The organism is Xanthobacter sp. NM-25, assembly GCF_022138605.1.
Taxonomy (GTDB): Bacteria; Pseudomonadota; Alphaproteobacteria; order Rhizobiales; family Xanthobacteraceae; genus Xanthobacter.
In genome coordinates this window covers 1-16278 of the sequence record NZ_JACBFS010000006.1, presented here as the reverse complement: position 1 = coordinate 16278, position 16278 = coordinate 1, and the positions used below count along the sequence as shown (strand labels likewise).

Sequence of the window (16278 nt, the reverse complement as noted above, 5' to 3'; positions counted from 1 at the left end):
TCCCCGCTGGCCATCGCTCTCGCGCTCAATGGGCGTGGGACGAGCAGGTGCCGGTGGCCTTGGGATCGTGGAACACCAGGCCGGTCTTGGCGGCGGTGTCGGTGAAGTCCACCGTCACGCCCTCCAGCAGAAGGCGGCTCTCCGCGGGCAGGAAGAATTTGATGCCTTCGCGCTCCACCACGGCATCACCCGGCGTGGGCTGCGGCAGCACGGAGATGTCCGCATTGAGGCCGGAGCAGCCGCCCGGCGACACCGCCATGCGGAAGCCGGCCCCCGGGCCGCCATCGGCCATGATCATCAGGCGAATGAACTTCTTGGCGGCCGGAGTGAGGGTGAAATTCATGGTTGCAGGTCCTACGCGGGCGGCTGATAGCGGGGATAGGAGGTGTCGATGATGCAGGTGTCGTCCACCGGGCAGACGGCGGCGCACTGCGGCGCATCGAAATGGCCGATGCACTCGGTGCATTTCTTGGGGTCGATGACGAAGGTGCCGTTCTTCTCGAAAATGGCCACGTTCGGGCATTCGGGCTCGCAGGCGGAGCAACTGGTGCATTGCGAGGCGACGATCTTCAGCGCCATGGCTGGGTCCTCTTTGGCTTGCGCTGTGTGAAAGGGGGGCGGCGGGCCATGCCGCCGTCCCCGGGAAGGTGTGCGGAACCGGTCAGGCGGCGCTGATGAGGGCGCCCTGGCGGATCTCGGCGTCACCGCGCACGGTGTGCTCGATCTCGCCGCTCTTCACCTTGGCCAGGTAGTCCTTGAACCAGGTGATGGCGGACTTCTCGATGAATTCGTGGGCGAACTGGTCCACGGGCTCGATACCGGCCTTGATGAGGTCCGCCTTCGGGCAGCCGCCGATCTTCGCCACGAACACCGCATGGCAATCGTTGATGGCGCGGATGATGGTCTCCAGCGAGTCCTCCTCGCCATAGCCGCCCTGGCAGTAGAGATCGACCCGGCGATGGCCGACGAACTTGGCGCCGCCGGTGGAGAGTTCCCACACCTGGAACTCCTTGGCGTGGCCGAAGTGCTCGTTCACCAGGCCCGAGCCCTTGGTGGCGACGGCGACCAGCAGCTTGATGTCGCTCTGCTCACCGGCGAGGCTTTCCAGCTCCGCCTGCTTGGCGGCCACCTTGGCGACGCGCTCTTCCTCCACCAGGGCCTGGTAGGCCTGGCGGCTCTCGAGGTCGTAATTGACCTCCATGGCCATGATCTTGTCGGTGGTGAACTCGGCCGAGCGGTCCTCACCCAGGAGGCCGACGGCGTCGGCACGGCACTGGCGGCAGTGGCGCATCATGTTCATCTCGCCCTCGCACCGGTCCTGGAGCGCCTTGAGCTCCTGGGCGGTCGGGCCGCGCTGGCCGTTGAGGCCGAACACGGTGCCGTGCTCGGGCGAGGAGATGAGGGGCATGATGTTGTGCAGGAAGGCGCCGCGCGACTTCACCGCCCGGTTCACTTCAACCAGGTGGTTGTCGTTGATGCCGGGGATCATCACCGAGTTGATCTTGCAGAGGATGCCACGCTCGGTGAGCATCTCCAGGCCCTGCAGCTGGCGATCGGTGAGGATCTTGGCCGCCTCGTAGCCGGTGTAGCGCTTGTGCTTCCAGAACACCCACGGATAGATCTTCGCGCCGACTTCGGGATCCACCATGTTGATGGTGATGGTCACGTGGTCGACATTGAAGCCGGCGATGGTGTCCACGTGGTCGGGCAGGGCCAGGCCGTTGGTGGACAGGCAAAGCTTGATGTCGGGCGCGGTCCGGTTGATCAGCTCGAAGGTCTTGAAGGTCTTTTCCGGGTTGGCCAGCGGGTCGCCCGGGCCGGCGATGCCGAGCACGGTCATTTGCGGGATGGTGGAGGCCACCGCCAGCACCTTCTTGGCGGCCTGCTCGGGGGTCAGCTTCTCGGAAACCACGCCGGGACGGCTCTCGTTGGCGCAGTCATACTTGCGATTGCAGTAGTTGCACTGGATGTTGCACGCCGGGGCGACGGCAACATGCATGCGCGCATAATGGTGGTGGGCTTCCTCGCTGTAGCAAGGATGGTTCTTCACCTTTTCCCAGATCTCGGTGGGCAGGTCGCCCTGGCCGGCAGACGAGCCGCAGCTCGCCTTGCCCGAGCCGCCCGATGTGCCGCAACCCTGGTGCTCGGCCTTGGCCTGCATGATTTCCGCGAGCTTCTCGGGCGTGCCGATGGCCTCGCCCTCGTGCTGTGTCGTCGCGTCCATGGTTCTGCTCCTTGCTCTCAGCAGGATCCCAAAAACTCAATCCTGAGAGGCTTGGAGCAACAGGCGTGCCAGCTTGCGCGTGAGAATTTTCTTTAGAAATTTCAAAACGTTGGAGTTTGTCGCGGCTGTCACGTTCCGCACATGGGCCCAAACAGAGGTGGGGCGCTCACGACATGTTGGAAACGTTACACGCAGATGGACGACAACAGCACATGCGACAAACGCACCATTTATTCAAAGTCGAACCGGAAATCTATTCCGGAAAAATACGGATCGCGGGACGCGCTCAACCCTGGAAATTTGAACACATCTCATCGAATGCATTGGTCTGCCAACGTGGCGACCCACAAACGCGAGGAGCGGGGCCCGTTGCGCGGGCCCCGCTCCTCGTGTCCGTCGATCGGGCCTATCACGCCTTGGCGTTGGCCGTGATGATCTCAGTGGCGCGCGCCAGCGGCACGGCGATGGGGGTGATGGCGTGGCTCAGCAGGAAGCGCAGTTCGTTCTTGGTGAGCTGGTCGGGATCCACCAAAGCATAATGGGGTGTGCGGGAGCGCTTGGAGATCTGCCGCGCGTAGTTGCGCAGCATCTGGTCGTGAAAGCGACAGCCGAGGAACAGGAACGAGCGTTCCGTGCGCCGCTGCTTGATGATGTCGGGGATCGGCGTCTGAATGTCGATCTCCGTCAGAACCTCCACATAGTCCGCATCGGAGATGAGGTAGTTCTTCGCCGGGCTGACGCTGCCGTGGGGTGTGTAGAGGATGGTGGTCCAGCCTTCGGCGGCGTCGCGGTTGGTCTCGGCGCCGGTGGTGTCATAGAAGCGATACCAGCGGTCCTCGCCGATGCCGGCGCGGCTGATGCCCTGCACCTCGCCCCAGTCGGCCCGCCCTTCGAGGGCCCGCCGCATGGTGCCGTCATACCAGGTGTCGATGATGACGGGCAGCGGCAGGCTGGCCAGAAGGGTGTGCAGCGCCGTGGGCTCCACCACGGGGCTGAAGGCCTCGGTCATCAGGTGGGTGACCGTGGCCCGCAGCTTGCTGCCCTCGATGTGCTGGGCGGCCGACCAGGGATTGCCCTTGGCCCGCTTGGGCAGCGCCACCTTGGTGGCGAAGAAGGCGGCCAGCGCCTCCGGGGTCATGGGCACGGCGGGGTTGACCCCGTCGCTGATGGCGGAGCCGAGATAGGGGATGATGTTGCCCGAGGGCAGCTCGCGCGCCACGTCGGCGAGGACCGCCTCGGCGTCGGCCAGCTTCAGGACATCCCCGGGGGGAACGGGAAGGTTCATGGCGCTTACTCGTCCTCGCCCCGTTTGCGGGCGTTCACAGTGATGGGCAGGTTGGTGTCGGCAGCCATCTCCGGCAGCTCGAGCACCCAGCCGTTGGCGATCTTGATCCAGCCACCCCACAGGGTTTCGTGTTCGGTCTCGACGATCGGCTCCTCGAGGTCCTTCTTCGGGACATAGATCGACAGACCCATCTCCGGGGAACGGCGAATCATGACTTTCATACGTTGAGCTCCTGGATCGCGTTCAACTCGCCGCTGCGACCATGATCGGGGCGCTGCGCCCGCGGTCCGGTCATTCGGAGGTCACCACGACGCGGCCGGGTGACGGCATGAGGATCAGGCATCGGAGGCCGCCGGGGCGGTCTGAGGCCGGTTCTTCCAGGCCGGGGAGAGGTCCCGCAGCCGGGTGATGATGTCGGGCAGCGCATCCAGCACCCGGTCCACGTCCGCGCCGGTGTTCTCGCGCGAGAGCGAGAAGCGGATCGCGCCGTGCAGGGCGGTGGTGGGCAGGTTCATGGCCTTGAGCACATGGGAGGGCTCGGTGGAGCCCGAGGTGCAGGCGGAGCCCGTGGAGGCGGCGATGCCGGCCCGGTTGAGATGCAGCAGCACCGCTTCGCCATCGAGATACTCGAAGGCGATGTTGGCGGTGTTGGGCAGCCGGTTGGCGCTGTCGCCATTAGCCAGGCAATGGGGCACCTGCTGCAGCACGCCCTGTTCCAGGCGATCGCGCAGGGCCTTCACCCGCGTCGCCTCGTCCTCGAGATGGCCCAGGGCCAGGACCGCCGCGGCGCCGAGGCCGATGACGCCCGGCACGTTCTCGGTGCCGCCGCGCCGCCCGCGCTCCTGGTGGCCACCACGGATGAGCGGCTTGAACTTCACGCCCTTCTTCACATAGAGCGCGCCGACGCCCTTGGGGCCGTGCAGCTTGTGGCTCGACAGGGAGAGCATGTCGATGTCCATGGACTTGAGGTCCATGGGCAGCTTGCCCACCGCCTGCACCGCGTCCGTGTGGAACAGCGCGCCGGCGGCGTGGGCCATCTGCGCCAGGGTGTTCACAGGGAACAGGGTGCCGGTCTCGTTGTTCGCCCACATGACGGTGGCGAGGGCCGTGCGCGGGCCGAGCGCCGCCGCGTAGGCGTCCATATCCAGCCGCCCGTTGCGGTCGACGCCGATGTAATGGACCTTGATGCCGCGCGTCTTTTCTAGGTGCGCCAGGGGCGCCAGGATAGCCTGGTGCTCCACCTGGGTGGTCACCACCTCGTCCCGGCCGTCCTGAACCTCCAGGGCCGAGAGGAGGGCGGCATTGTCGGATTCCGTGCCGCCGGAGGTGAAGATGATCTCGTGATCATGGGTTGTGCCCAGCAGCGCCTGCAATTGCTTGCGGGCGGCCTTCACGGCCTCGCCGACCGTCTCGCCGAAAGCGTGGGTGGACGAGGCGTTGCCGAAGTGCTCCGAGAAGAACGGCAACATGGCGTCCACCACGGACGGGTCGGTCCGGGTCGTCGCGTTGTTGTCCAGATAGACGGGCGACACGGCTAATCCCTTCGGGTTCGGGCGGGGACGGCGGGCCCGGCGCTCATTGCGCCGGGGCGGGGGCCTTCAGGTTCACCAGCGGCTTGTTGAGGCTGCCCGCCACCGGGATCAGCCGCACCAGCTCGCCGAGCCGCTCGACGATCTTGGACTGGATGCCCTCGATGGTCTCGCTGGCCAGCTTGCAGAAGACACAGGCGCCGGTCATCTTCACCATGACCTTGTTGCCGTCGATCTCGACCAACTCGCAGTCGCCGCCGTCGCGCTTGAGGTTGGGACGGACTTCCTCGATCACGGCGCGGATGATCGCCTCGCGTTCCGCCTGCCGGGCAGACGCGGGGGCGCGGTTCTCGGTCTTCAGCTCGTCGGTCTCGACCAACATCGCACTGTCCTTTTCGTGAAGAGGGTCGGTTCGGCGCCCGGGGTGGACCGGGCGCAGGGAGCGTGCGGCGGCGTCAGCCGAACGACTTGCCGCAGGAGCAGCTGCTGGTGGCGTTGGGATTCTCGAAGGTGAAGCCGGAGCCCTCCAGCGCCACAACGAAGTCGATGGTGGTGCCGGCCAGCAGTTCATGGCTGTTCATGTCCACGAACACCTTCACGCCCTCGCGCTCGATGACCGTGTCATCCGGTTCGCCATCGTTGACGAGGCCCATGAGATATTTGTACCCGGCGCAGCCACCGGCCTCGACCATGATGCGCAGCCCGCCCATGGGTTCCGGGGCGCTGACGATCGCCTCGCGCACGGCGTTCAAGGCGCTGTCGGTCAGATTAATCATCGCTTCGACCTTCGCTGAAGAGGAGCGCTCCGCCCTCAATCAGCAAGTCGCGTGCCAATATCCAAAGAACTGATTTATATCAATTTTTCGCCGGGCGGCTGTTGTGTTTGCGACGCTTGTCCGGTTTCGGACAGCCTGGGAGGTGTCATGGCGAGGGCCGCGTGTGGGCCGCGCCCATCAGAAGAAAGACGCGTTCGGTCAATGCCTTATTGCGTTTGCTCAGAGTTCGTCGGTGGCGTCGGGCGGTTCGGCAAAGCCTTTGCATAACGATCGCGCCTGCGTTCGCGCGGGTCGCACGTCGCGCCGAGGGGCGGAAGCCACATGCGCCGGTGCCGTTGTGCGCGAAAACTCGGAGACACCACATGACTGCGATCGACGATACTCCCCTGGGCCGCCTCGACAAGGAAGGGCGGCTGCTCAACGCGGTGTTGAAGCAGCCCACGAAGGCTGGCCGGTTCGACTTCCGCGGGGACATCGCCTTGAAGTTCCAGACCCAGCTCGCCGATGAGAAGCGGCCGCCGGAATACACCATGGAACAGGTGATCACCTTCGGCGAGGCGGGCAAGTCCGCTGTCCCGGTGCTGGCCGGCTACCTGCAGAATTTCGCCTTCCTCAAGGACGTGGTCGAGGTGATGGGCGACGCGCTTGCGCCCGACGGAAAATATTTCCTGTTCTGCAACAACATCGACCTTCTAGCGAAGTATCGCGTCAGCTACGGCGGCAAGACCTTCTATGTGCTGCCCTGCGATGAATCCACGGTGTGGAAGGAGATGACCGACCTCCTGAGCATCGACAAGAACGACATCAAGAAGCTCGATACCGGCGCCAAGACCGATGTGGTGCTGGACGCAGCCGCGGCCTGGCATGAGGAGTATGAGCCCATCACCTATGAAAAGGGCCTTGAGGTGATGGAGCCGGTGAAGAACCGCAACGCGAACCGGCCGGTCTGAGCCGCGTCCTTTCCCATCCTGTCCCTTCAGTGTCTCCCGCCCGAGGCCGGCTGCAGGCCGGCCTCGGAGCCGGCCGGGCGGCCGGTGCTGCAGGGGGCGCGCGACAGCGGGACTGGCGATGCGGGCGCGCGCTCACACGCCGCCGCCCTCGTCGGAGCAGGAGGTGATGTCCTCCTCCTCGTCCTCCGCCAGGGGAATGCCCACCACGCAGATTTCATTGTCGAGCACCGCCAGCGGCACGGGGGTGAGGCCCTCGCCCTTGCAGGGCCCATCGAGGCACGCGCCGGTGCCGATCTCGAAGATGGCGCCGTGCTTGCCGCACATCAGGCGGATGCCGTTGGGGTCCATGAACTGGTGGCGCTCCCAATCCAGATTGACCTGGTTGTGGGGGCAGACGTTCTCATAGCCGAACACCTGCTTGCCCCAGCGCACCACGACGATGTTGAACGGCTGCTCCACGCCGTTCTCGTCGAGCCGCACCAGCTGGAAGCCACGGGCCCGCTGGCTGGGAATGTCGCTCATGGAGCAGATGGCGTAGGCGATGATCTCGCCGGGGGCTTCGTCTTGCGCGACGTTGGGTTCCATGTGGTCCTCTTTAGCGGGTCGATGGGGCTGGGCCTTCAAGCCAGATGGGGTTGGGCGGCCGATTGCTCGGCCTTGGCCAGCAGCCGGCGATTGGCGGCCAGGGAGAAGTCGCGCCAGGCCGCCGCGACGTCCCTCAGGATGGTCTGCACATAGTCCTTCGACAGATGGTGCTCTCCGGGGAAGTTGGACAAGGCGCACGAGGTGCGGTTGAAGGCGACCACGTCGTCGAGCAGGGTCTGGATGAAGTCGCGGAACGGCGCCTGCACCTGGGTCATCAAGGCCGAGCGACCCTTTTCCACCGGCACCTCGCGCATGTCGAAGGGCAGGGTGTCGAGCAGATCCACCGCCCGCTCATAGATATCCTCGATGGCGCCCAGCATGGCGCGCTGGGTCAGCTGCTCGCGCTCCTGGCTCGCCAGCGCCCGGTTGAGGCGGCTGCGATACATGTCGAACGCGGCATCGTTCTGGCCGGAGACCCAGGCGGCAAAGCGGGCGAGGCTGATGGCGTTGACGGTGCCGGCGATGGTGGGCAGGCCGTCGTTCAGCGCATCGGCCACCCGCTGGCGGGTCAGGGCCCGGTCGATCCGCCGCGCCGCCTCCAGCGCCCCTTCCAGATAGCCGGCGCCCTGGGTGGCGGTCTCCGAGCCACCGAGATAGAGCCGCCCGTCCCACAGTGGCCGGCGCAGCAGGGGATTGGAGAAGGCCACATGCTCGCCGGCCGGTTCGGCGCGGTCGCGGGCGCTGCAGGTGAAGGGCTCGCGCGCCCAATCCTGGTAATGCAGCTCGCCCTCGCCATCGAGGGCGGTGCCGAACACCTGCACCATCTGGCTCTTCATGAGCATGGGCAGGCCGACCGCGAAGCTCTCCCGCAGCTCCGGCGGAAAGGCCAGGAAGCCGCCGAGCGCCGCCTTGGTGCCATTGGCGTTGCAGGCATCGAAGATCTCGCCCACCACCGCCTGCTCGTGGGTGACGAAGGCGTTGCCCGATTGGCCGGCGTGGCGCCAGTGGGGCGCGGTGTAAACGATCACGACCTTGGCCTGGGCGGCCATCCAGGTGGGCGCGGCAGCCATGGCCTCGCGGGTGGCGGCGTCCAGCTCGGGGGTGAAGGCGACGGTTTCCACCACCAGGCGCGGCGGCAGCGCCAGCACCACATGGCGGGCGTCCACCTCCATCAGGCAGTCGCCGGAACGCAGGGTGAGGGTGACGTGATCGCCCTTGTCCGCCAGCGCCACCAGCACGTGGCCGCGATGAATGCTGTCTTCCGGCAGCTCGGCGGCGAGGGTGGCGATCACCCGCGACAGGCCGCCCTCCACCCGCCGGGCGCCGCCGTGCACGCCCTGCGTGGCCACCGGCTGGGCGCTCTTGTCGGCTTCCGTAAGGTGCAGCACCGCGTCTTCGTCGTGCTGCAGGAAGGTGGGGATGTCGAGGTCGGTCAGGAAGGCGCTGATGAGGGGCTGGCTGTCGGGCCAGAACCAGGTGGGGCCGAGGTCGAGGGCTTCGCCGCTGGTCGCCGAGACGGCGGTGAGGATGCGGCCGCCGAGGCGGGGGCGCGCCTCGTAGAGGGCGAAATCCCGATCCTGCCGGTGGAGCTGCCGGGCCAGGGCGAGGCCGCAAAGTCCGCCGCCGATGATCGCTGTGTCGAGCATGGACTGTCCTTCGCATGACGTGTTCGCGAGACGCGCGTCTTTGGAGCTCTTGCAAGATTCGCGCTCACCGCCGCCGTCCCGCGCGCGCCGCCCCCGCCAGCGGCGAAACGCAAGGCATGGCAGCGGTTCGCGGTCGGCGACCAGAGAACAGCGAGGTGCCCGCGCCGCGCCGGCTGGGGCCAACTGCGACACGGACGTCGGCATTGTCGCGCCGCGCGGCGGCTTCCTGACACGGCGCGGGGCGGGCGAGCCAATCGGCGTCCTCTATCAGGGCGGGGCGGAAACACGGAAAGTCCTGACCGCGCAAAGGCTACGCGGTTCCGGGTCGTTGCCTCGTCTGCGCCATGGGATCAATTGGCATGAAATTTGATGAATTCGTCGACAGCACCCGTTTGATTGCCTTTGGAGATTGCCAATGATCGTCGCGTCGGATTTCGCGAAATGCTCCCTCGATGAGATCAAGGAAGCCCTGGCTGGTGGCACGCTCACCGTCTATTCGGTGGCGCGGCCCCTGTCGGCCGATGCCGCGGTGGATCGCAGCGGCAAGCTGGCGGCCTTCACCTTCGGCACGCCCGCCTTCAATACCCCCTCTGAGGACGGTTCGGAGGTGCCCAATTTCGTGGTCGCCGCGGTGCCGGCGGTGGATGTGGGCACGCCCGGCTTTGCCCGCGCCTGCAAGGCGGATGGCACGGTGGTGGCGGACTTCTCCGCCGGCCCGGGGGATCGCGAGATCAAGTTCACCGAAGTGTCGTGCTCCAATGGCGCGCCGGTGAAGGTGGCGTCGTTCAAGTTCAACGCGGAAGGCGGTTGGCCGGAGCGCGAGGACTATTACGACAGCCATCCGCGGCCCGGTTTCGAACTGCCGAAGGTGCGCTGAGGCGCCGGCCGGGGTCGTGTGCGCCGGCCTCTGGCGCGCCGGCCCCTTGCGCGCCGGCCCCGTGCGCCTGTCAGGTCATCACGCCCGGTGGCGGCTCAGATGGTCGCGCCGGCTTGTCGAGAAGGAGAACGGGACCTCATGAGCACTCCACTTCCCGGGCCCCTGGTCAGCACCGAGTGGCTCGCCGAGCATCTTTCGGACCCGGATCTCAAGATCCTCGACTGCACCTGGCATCACGAGAGCACCAATCTCGACGGCCGCACGCAGTATCGCGGACGCCACCTGCCCGGCGCGGTGCATTTCGACATCGACCACGTGGCCGACAAGGCCACCAGCCTGCCCCACATGCTGCCCTCCGCCGCCGATTTCGCCAAGAAGGTCGGCCTGCTCGGCATTGGCGACGGCGACCGGGTGGTGGTCTATGACCGCAATTGCGGCGGCTCGGCGGCGGCCCGCGTGTGGTGGATGTTCCGCGTCTTCGGCTACGATACGGTTGCCGTGCTCGATGGCGGCTATGGCAAATGGGTGGCGGAAAAGCGCGCCACCGAAATGTCGCCGGTGCGGCCGGAACCGAAGACCTTCACCGCCACCTTCTCGTCCGCCCTGGTGCGCACCCTGGACCAGATGCGGGGCAATATCACCAGCGGCGCCGAACAGGTGCTGGACGCGCGCGGCCCGGCGAAGTTTGACGGTAGCCAGCCGGATGTCTTTCCGGTGCGCAAGAATGGCCACATTCCCAACGCCATTAACGTGCCCTGGGGCGACCTGATCGTGCCGGACAGCGGTGCGTTCATTCCTCAGGAGGCCATTGCCGCGCGGTTCGCCGCGGCCGGCATCGACCTTCAGCGGCCGATCGTGGTCACCTGCGCCAGCGGCACCATCTCCTGCGTTCTGGCGCTCGGACTTCATCTGATCGGCTGCCCCGCGGCGGCGGTCTATGACGGCTCGTGGGCCGAATGGGGCCAGGCCGAGGACACTCCCGCAGCCGCCGCGTGACGGTGGCATCGCGCAAGCCAGCTTGGAGCCAGCGATGGGCGCGCAGCAAGATGAGCCGGCGGACCTGCTCTGCGACGGCGAAGACTATTCCCTCCACGCCTCCGCCGATGGCGCGCGCTATCTGCTGCGCTTCAAGACCGAGCAGCTGAGCGCGCTGCTCGAGGGCGAGGACGCGGAACGCTTCCGGTCGGATTTCGACGCCGTGAAGGCGCAATATCCGGATTGGGCCTGTGACCAGATGCTGGCTCAGCTCTGGGATCAGGGGGGGTACAGCTGGCTGGCCATTCAGGACGGGTGATCATCATGGCAACCACATTGATCAAGACCACGGCGGACGGACGCAAGCTCGAGGTGGTGGGCCTGGCCATTATGCTCGATGGCAAGCTCGAAGCCTTCGATCTCATGGAGGTGAAGCTGCACCCCAATCGCCGCAAGATCTGGGACGTGGCACCGGACGCCACTCACATGGCGGGGCGGGTAACGCTGAACCAGGAGGAAGCCGATCTGGTGGAGAAGGCCTTCAAGGAGGCAGAAGCGGAGATTCTCGCGAGCCCGGCCGCCATCAACGAGCGCTTTCGCATCGCCATGATGTGGCGCGCCCGCAGCGAAGGCATCGAGTGAGCCGCGCGCCGGGTGCGGTGCGCGGGCGCGGCTGATCGAGGATGCGCATGCGGCGCGGCAGATCCAGTCTGCCGCGCCTTTTGCTTTTGCTGAGCAGCCTGGACAGGGGCGGGCGGCCGTGCACCCGAAGGCGGTGCGCGCCTTGCCGTCGGAAACGGCGAGATCCGCTGAACCGCGCCCGGGCGCGCGGTCCGGCTCCTGGCAGCGAAGCCGGGCCGGCGGGTGGCGCTCATCAGCCTCACGGGGCCGCAGAGGCAAGTCAGCCGCATGGGGCGGCGGCCCCATGCGGCTGAAGACGGCGACGAATGGTCAAGCGCAAATGCATATGATCTACCGCGGACTTAAGGCTGAAAGAACGGCGCCTCACCGGGTCGATAGATCGGCAATTCCAACGTGAGATCCGAGGCGGCGGACCGCCGGAGAAGGCCGGGGCGGGGGCGGGCCTGCGCCCGCCGGCGCGGGGTCAGCCGAACTTGAACAGCACGCCGTAGCCGCCGCGCGGATAGTTCCACTCGATGTCGCCGGAGGGCTCGCCGATGATCCGGCAGGTGCCGCACTCGACGCAGCCGTCGGCGGTGATTTCCACCTGGCCCTTGTCGTTCAGCTCGTAGCAGCGCGCCGGGCAGGCGGTGAGCAGGGCCTTGAGGGCCGGGGTCGGCTCATTGTGGGGACGCACCTTGATGTGGGCGCGGCCGGCATCCACCAGGTAGCGGTTCTGAAAGAGTTTGTCTTCGACGCGGACTGCGGTCTCGGTAGCCATGTCCATCTCCCTCGGTGAGCCGCGTCCGTGCTCTCATCCGGACGCGGCGTTGTCGTGACAGTTCGGTGCTCAGCGCCACGCCCGGGCGAGGCGGAAGGCGTCGCCGAACAGGCCCGCCCATGACCGCGCCGAGGTGAACGACTTCATGGTGAGCTTCTCCTTCTCCTTCTTCGGCGTGCCGTCGACGCGCACGAAGTTCTGCATCGCCTTGTTGACGAGCTGCGGATAGGTGAGGAAGAAGTTCTGAGACTGGACGTGCAGCAGCTGCGGCATGTCCTTGTACTTCTTGAGGTCCTTCATGACGAAGCTGTCCTCGAGCATCTTTTTGTAGAGCGCGAGGTTGCTGGCGGTCATCGGCTCCTTGCGGGACTTGACCTGGAAGATGGCCTCAGCGGCAATGCGGCCGGAGGTCATGGCGAGGTTGGAGCCCTCGCGGTGGATGGCGTTGTTGAGCTGGGCGGCATCGCCCACCACCACCCAGCCATCGCCGAACAGCTGCGGAATGGCCTTGTAGCCGCCCTCGGGGATGAGGTGGGCGGCGTATTCCTTCACTTCCGAGCCCTCGATGAGGGGGGCGACGGAGGGGTGCTTCTTGAACTTCTCCAGGAGGGTGTAGGGGGATTCCCCGCTCTTCTGGAAATCCGACACCAGGCAGCCGATGCCCAGCGAGATGCACTCCCGGTTGGTGTAGATGAAGCCCATGCCGGTCATCCCCGCGGAGATGGTGCCGGCGGCCTCGATCACCGCGCCCTCGTTGCCCTTGAGGTTGAAGCGCTCTTCGATCACCTCCTGCGGCAGGAAGTGCATTTCCTTCACCGCCAGCGCCACGTCGGTGGGCTTGGGGATCTTGCGCAGGCCGGCCCGGGTGCCGAGCAGGCCGCTGACGCCTTCGGCGAGCACCACCACGTCGGCATGGATCTGGCCGCCGCCGCGATCGGTCTTCACGCCGATCACCTTGCCATAGGCATCCTGAACCAGCTCGGTCACCGTGGTCTCGCACACCACCAGGGCGCCGGCCTCCTGGACCTTCTTGTTGAACCACTTGTCGAACTGGGCGCGGATGATGGTGTAGCGGTTCGGCTTCTCCTCGTTGAAGTCGTCGGACCGGTAGTGCAGGCCGGTGTGGGAGCTCTCCCCCATCATCCAGAAGCGCTGCTCGATGAGGTGGCGCTCGAGCGGGGCGTCCTCACGGAAGTCCGGAATGATCTTCTCGAGCATGTCGGCATACAGAATGGCGCCCTGCACATTCTTGGAGCCGGAATATTCGCCGCGCTCCAGCTGCAGCACCTTCAGGCCCTTGGTGGCCAGGCTGTAGGCGGCGGCATTGCCGGCCATGCCGGCACCCACCACGATGGCATCGAACCTTTCGTCGATCATGGCACGTCTCCTCAGCTGGCCAGCTTGTCGGTGGAATGGGCGGAGAGGCGCTTCTTGAAGGCCTCGGTCAGCGCCGGCAGGAAGCGCACCGCATCGGTGATGAGGCCCACATGGGCGAAATCGAAGATGGGGGCGTTCTTGTCGGTGTTGATGGCGACGATGAGGTCCGCGCCCTCAACGCCCACTCGGTGCTGGATGGCGCCCGAGATGCCGGCGGCGATGTAGAGCCGCGGCCGGATGGTCTTGCCGGTCTGGCCGATCTGGCGGTCGGAGGTGACCCAGCCCTTCTGCACCAGCGGCCGCGAGCAGCCGTATTCGGCGCCGATGGTGAGCGCCAGCTGGCGCACCAGCTGGAAGTTCTCCGGCGAGCCGAGGCCCATGCCGCCCGCCACCACCACGTCGGCATAGGCGAGGTTGGACTTGGAGGAGTCCCGGTCGGGAATGAAATTCAGAACCTTGGTGACGATGTCCGCCTCGACCACGCCGAGGGGATGCTCGATCACCTTGCCCACCGGCTTTTCCACCCGCTCCGGCATGGACATCACGCGGGGCCGCACGGTGGCCATCTGCGGCCGGTAGTTCAGCGTGTAGATGGTGCACAGGAGCGAGCCGCCGAAGGTGGGGCGGGTGGCGGCCAGGGAACCGTCCGCGTCCACGTCGAGCTCGGTGGAATCGGCGGTGAGGCCGGTGAGCAGGGTGGTGGCGACAGCGCCGGCGAGATCGCGGCCGAGGGTGGTCGCGCCCAGCAGCAGGATCTCCGGCTTGTAGGTGTTGACCAGGGTGGTCATCGCAGCCGTGTAGGCTTCGTTGCGATAATCGGTCAGCACCGGGTCGGCCACCACATAGGCGAGGTCGGCGCCGTAGCAGAAGGATTCGGCCACGGCGTGCCGCACGGTCTCGCCTTCGGCGCCCAGCACCACGGCGGCGAGCTCGACGCCCAGTTTGTCGGCGAGCTTGCGGCCGGCGCCGAGCAGCTCCCACGACACGGGATGAACCTGCCCGCGCTCCTGTTCGACGAACACCCAGACGTGCTTGTACGCCTTGAAGTGTTCCGGAAGCTCTTTCTTGGTGGAGGCGCGGCCGCCGGCGGCGGGGGTCTTTTTCGGCTCGCTCATGGCTAGTGCCTTCTTCTTTGTCCTCGTTGGGGTCCGCCGGTCAGAAGCCGCGGGCCAGCGCGGTGAGATCGGGTTCGAGATTGGGCTGGCGCTTGAAGATGTCGTCGATCAGCGCGTCGGCCAGGGACGCGCCTTCCGGAACCTCGATCATCTGCGCCTTCTCGGCCCGGGGGCTCGGCGCGAACACGCGCTTCACGATGGTGGGTGAGCCCTTCAGCCCGCACTTGGTGAGGTCCTCGACGCCAGCGTCCTTGGCGCTCCACTTGACGATCTCCGCGCGGGCGCCGCGCAGGGCGTCGGCCATGGTGCCGCGACGGATCTCGTTGGTGCCTTCCAGCATGGCGATGAGGCACGGCAGCGAGCTCTTCAGCACCTGGGTGCCGCCTTCGGCGCGGCGCTCCAGGGTGACGGTCCGCTCCTCGCCGTCATATTCGGCGACCTTGGCCACATAGGTGACCTGCATCAGGCCGAGCCGCTTGGCGATGCCGGGGCCGACCTGGGCGGTGTCGCCGTCGATGGTCTGCTTGCCGGTGAAGACGATGTCCGGCTTGCCCCAGGTCTCGCCGATCTTGCTGATGGCGGTGGCCAGCGCGAAGGAGGTGGCCAGGGTATCGGAACCGGCGAAGAAACGGTCGGTGAGCAGCACCGCGCGGTCGACGCCGAAGGTGAGGGCCTTGCGCAGGCTGTCCTCGGCCGAGGGCGGGCCCATGGTGAGCACGGTCACTTCGCCGCCGAACTTGTCGCGCAGGCGCATGGCTTCTTCGAGGGCGAACAGATCATACGGATTGATGATCGTCGGCACGCCCTGCCGCATGATCGTGTTGGTGACGGGGTGGACGCGGATCTGTGCCGAATCCGGGACCTGTTTGATGCAGACGACGATGTGCATGAGAGTGCTCCGAGCCCTTGTTTTGGCTCCTGGGCCAGGACTAGCAAGCACCGTACCAATGCAGTCGCGTGTCATATTAGATTTTGATTACAATAACTTATAAAGATCGCTGAGGCGCCGCAGCCGGGCGTTGCCGGTGATGGCGCCGGGGGTGCGCCAAACCATGTCGGGAACGCGACAGATTCGCAGAAGCAACCCACGACACGCGCCCGATCGCAGCGCTGGCAGCAGGGGCGCGCGAGAGGTTCGTCGCAGTCGTGCGACGGGGCTGTCGCCCATGGATGAATGCCGACAGGATCGCTGCGAGCGCCGTGACGCGCGGCGCTCGGGCAGCTTGAAAAATGGCCTCTCGCCGGGTGGCGAGAGGCCAGATGATGAATGGGGGAAGGTTAGGAAAAGTCGATAAAATTCGACAAAGACTATGAGGAGTGTCCGGCCGTCTGAAAAAGGACAGGACTTGAAAGAAAGGGCCGGAGGAAAAATCGCTTCAGGCAGAAATTTTGATATTTCCGCCTGAAGCGCGAGTGGTCAGCCGATCAGGCGGTGAGCTCGGCGGCGGTCTTGCCGACCTGGCTCTCGTCCACGGCCTTCATGATGCCGTGCTCCATGAGCAGGTCTTCCAGCTCGTCCATGGTGATCGGGGTCGGG

Annotated in this window: 19 protein-coding genes and 1 pseudogene; 5 read left to right on the top strand and 15 right to left on the bottom strand. The window is 66.1% G+C overall.

Going from position 1 to position 16278, the window contains the following annotated elements:
• Positions 1-25: 25 nt before the first annotated feature.
• From MEU52_RS16670 to MEU52_RS16635, 8 genes are all read right to left on the bottom strand, one after another.
• Positions 26-343, bottom strand: coding sequence for a HesB/IscA family protein (locus MEU52_RS16670; RefSeq protein WP_238123413.1), 318 nt, complete (start codon positions 341-343; stop codon positions 26-28).
• A gap of 11 nt (positions 344-354) precedes the next feature.
• Positions 355-579 (bottom strand): 4Fe-4S binding protein, encoded by a 225-nt coding sequence (locus tag MEU52_RS16665; protein ID WP_238123414.1) that lies wholly within the window; start codon positions 577-579, stop codon positions 355-357.
• Between the two features lie 82 nt (positions 580-661).
• Positions 662-2224 (bottom strand): nitrogenase cofactor biosynthesis protein NifB, encoded by a 1563-nt coding sequence (nifB, locus tag MEU52_RS16660; protein ID WP_238123415.1) that lies wholly within the window; start codon positions 2222-2224, stop codon positions 662-664.
• A 409-nt stretch (positions 2225-2633) separates the two neighbouring features.
• Positions 2634-3509 carry an SIR2 family NAD-dependent protein deacylase gene (locus tag MEU52_RS16655; protein WP_238123416.1) on the bottom strand — a complete coding sequence of 292 codons (876 nt, stop codon included), beginning with the start codon at positions 3507-3509 and terminating at the stop codon, positions 2634-2636.
• A 5-nt stretch (positions 3510-3514) separates the two neighbouring features.
• On the bottom strand, positions 3515-3730 hold the full coding sequence (gene nifT, locus MEU52_RS16650) for a putative nitrogen fixation protein NifT (protein WP_238123417.1): 216 nt from the start codon (positions 3728-3730) through the stop codon (positions 3515-3517).
• Between the two features lie 114 nt (positions 3731-3844).
• Positions 3845-5041 carry a cysteine desulfurase NifS gene (gene nifS, locus MEU52_RS16645; protein WP_238123419.1) on the bottom strand — a complete coding sequence of 399 codons (1197 nt, stop codon included), beginning with the start codon at positions 5039-5041 and terminating at the stop codon, positions 3845-3847.
• 43 nt (positions 5042-5084) lie between these two features.
• Positions 5085-5420, bottom strand: coding sequence for a NifU family protein (locus tag MEU52_RS16640; protein WP_238123421.1), 336 nt, complete (start codon positions 5418-5420; stop codon positions 5085-5087).
• Positions 5421-5493: 73 nt separating this feature from the next.
• Positions 5494-5814: a HesB/IscA family protein gene (locus MEU52_RS16635; protein ID WP_238123422.1), complete on the bottom strand. Its 321-nt coding sequence runs from the start codon at positions 5812-5814 to the stop codon at positions 5494-5496.
• Positions 5815-6176: 362 nt separating this feature from the next.
• Here MEU52_RS16635 and MEU52_RS16630 point away from each other — a divergent pair, with 362 nt between their 5' ends.
• Positions 6177-6764, top strand: a complete 588-nt coding sequence (locus tag MEU52_RS16630) for a hypothetical protein (RefSeq protein ID WP_238123424.1) — start codon at positions 6177-6179, stop codon at positions 6762-6764.
• 132 nt (positions 6765-6896) lie between these two features.
• On the opposite strand, the gene MEU52_RS16625 is transcribed toward MEU52_RS16630, so the two are convergent.
• Both MEU52_RS16625 and MEU52_RS16620 read right to left on the bottom strand, forming a co-directional pair.
• Positions 6897-7349 carry a Rieske (2Fe-2S) protein gene (locus MEU52_RS16625; protein ID WP_238123426.1) on the bottom strand — a complete coding sequence of 151 codons (453 nt, stop codon included), beginning with the start codon at positions 7347-7349 and terminating at the stop codon, positions 6897-6899.
• Positions 7350-7384: 35 nt separating this feature from the next.
• Entirely contained in the window at positions 7385-8995 is a 1611-nt protein-coding gene (locus MEU52_RS16620) for a flavin monoamine oxidase family protein (protein ID WP_238123427.1), read from the bottom strand.
• Positions 8996-9410: 415 nt separating this feature from the next.
• On the opposite strand from MEU52_RS16620, the gene MEU52_RS16615 reads away from it, so the two are divergent.
• From MEU52_RS16615 to MEU52_RS16600, 4 genes are all read left to right on the top strand, one after another.
• On the top strand, positions 9411-9872 hold the full coding sequence (locus MEU52_RS16615; RefSeq protein WP_238123429.1) for a hypothetical protein: 462 nt from the start codon (positions 9411-9413) through the stop codon (positions 9870-9872).
• A 138-nt stretch (positions 9873-10010) separates the two neighbouring features.
• Positions 10011-10868, top strand: a complete 858-nt coding sequence (locus tag MEU52_RS16610; protein ID WP_238123431.1) for a sulfurtransferase — start codon at positions 10011-10013, stop codon at positions 10866-10868.
• A gap of 34 nt (positions 10869-10902) precedes the next feature.
• On the top strand, positions 10903-11166 hold the full coding sequence (locus tag MEU52_RS16605) for a hypothetical protein (protein WP_238123433.1): 264 nt from the start codon (positions 10903-10905) through the stop codon (positions 11164-11166).
• A gap of 5 nt (positions 11167-11171) precedes the next feature.
• Positions 11172-11489: a hypothetical protein gene (locus MEU52_RS16600; protein ID WP_238123435.1), complete on the top strand. Its 318-nt coding sequence runs from the start codon at positions 11172-11174 to the stop codon at positions 11487-11489.
• A gap of 463 nt (positions 11490-11952) precedes the next feature.
• On the opposite strand, the gene MEU52_RS16595 is transcribed toward MEU52_RS16600, so the two are convergent.
• From MEU52_RS16595 to nifH, 5 genes and pseudogenes are all read right to left on the bottom strand, one after another.
• Positions 11953-12249 carry a ferredoxin family protein gene (locus MEU52_RS16595; protein ID WP_238123436.1) on the bottom strand — a complete coding sequence of 99 codons (297 nt, stop codon included), beginning with the start codon at positions 12247-12249 and terminating at the stop codon, positions 11953-11955.
• Positions 12250-12318: 69 nt separating this feature from the next.
• The gene (locus MEU52_RS16590; RefSeq protein WP_238123438.1) at positions 12319-13626 is read right to left on the bottom strand and encodes an FAD-dependent oxidoreductase; all 1308 of its coding nucleotides are present in this window, start codon (positions 13624-13626) and stop codon (positions 12319-12321) included.
• A gap of 11 nt (positions 13627-13637) precedes the next feature.
• Positions 13638-14741: an electron transfer flavoprotein subunit alpha/FixB family protein gene (locus MEU52_RS16585; protein WP_238123440.1), complete on the bottom strand. Its 1104-nt coding sequence runs from the start codon at positions 14739-14741 to the stop codon at positions 13638-13640.
• A 40-nt stretch (positions 14742-14781) separates the two neighbouring features.
• Positions 14782-15630 (bottom strand): electron transfer flavoprotein subunit beta/FixA family protein, encoded by an 849-nt coding sequence (locus MEU52_RS16580; RefSeq protein ID WP_238123442.1) that lies wholly within the window; start codon positions 15628-15630, stop codon positions 14782-14784.
• A 536-nt stretch (positions 15631-16166) separates the two neighbouring features.
• Positions 16167-16278, bottom strand: a pseudogene (gene nifH / locus MEU52_RS16575) (nitrogenase reductase); the annotation flags it as partial.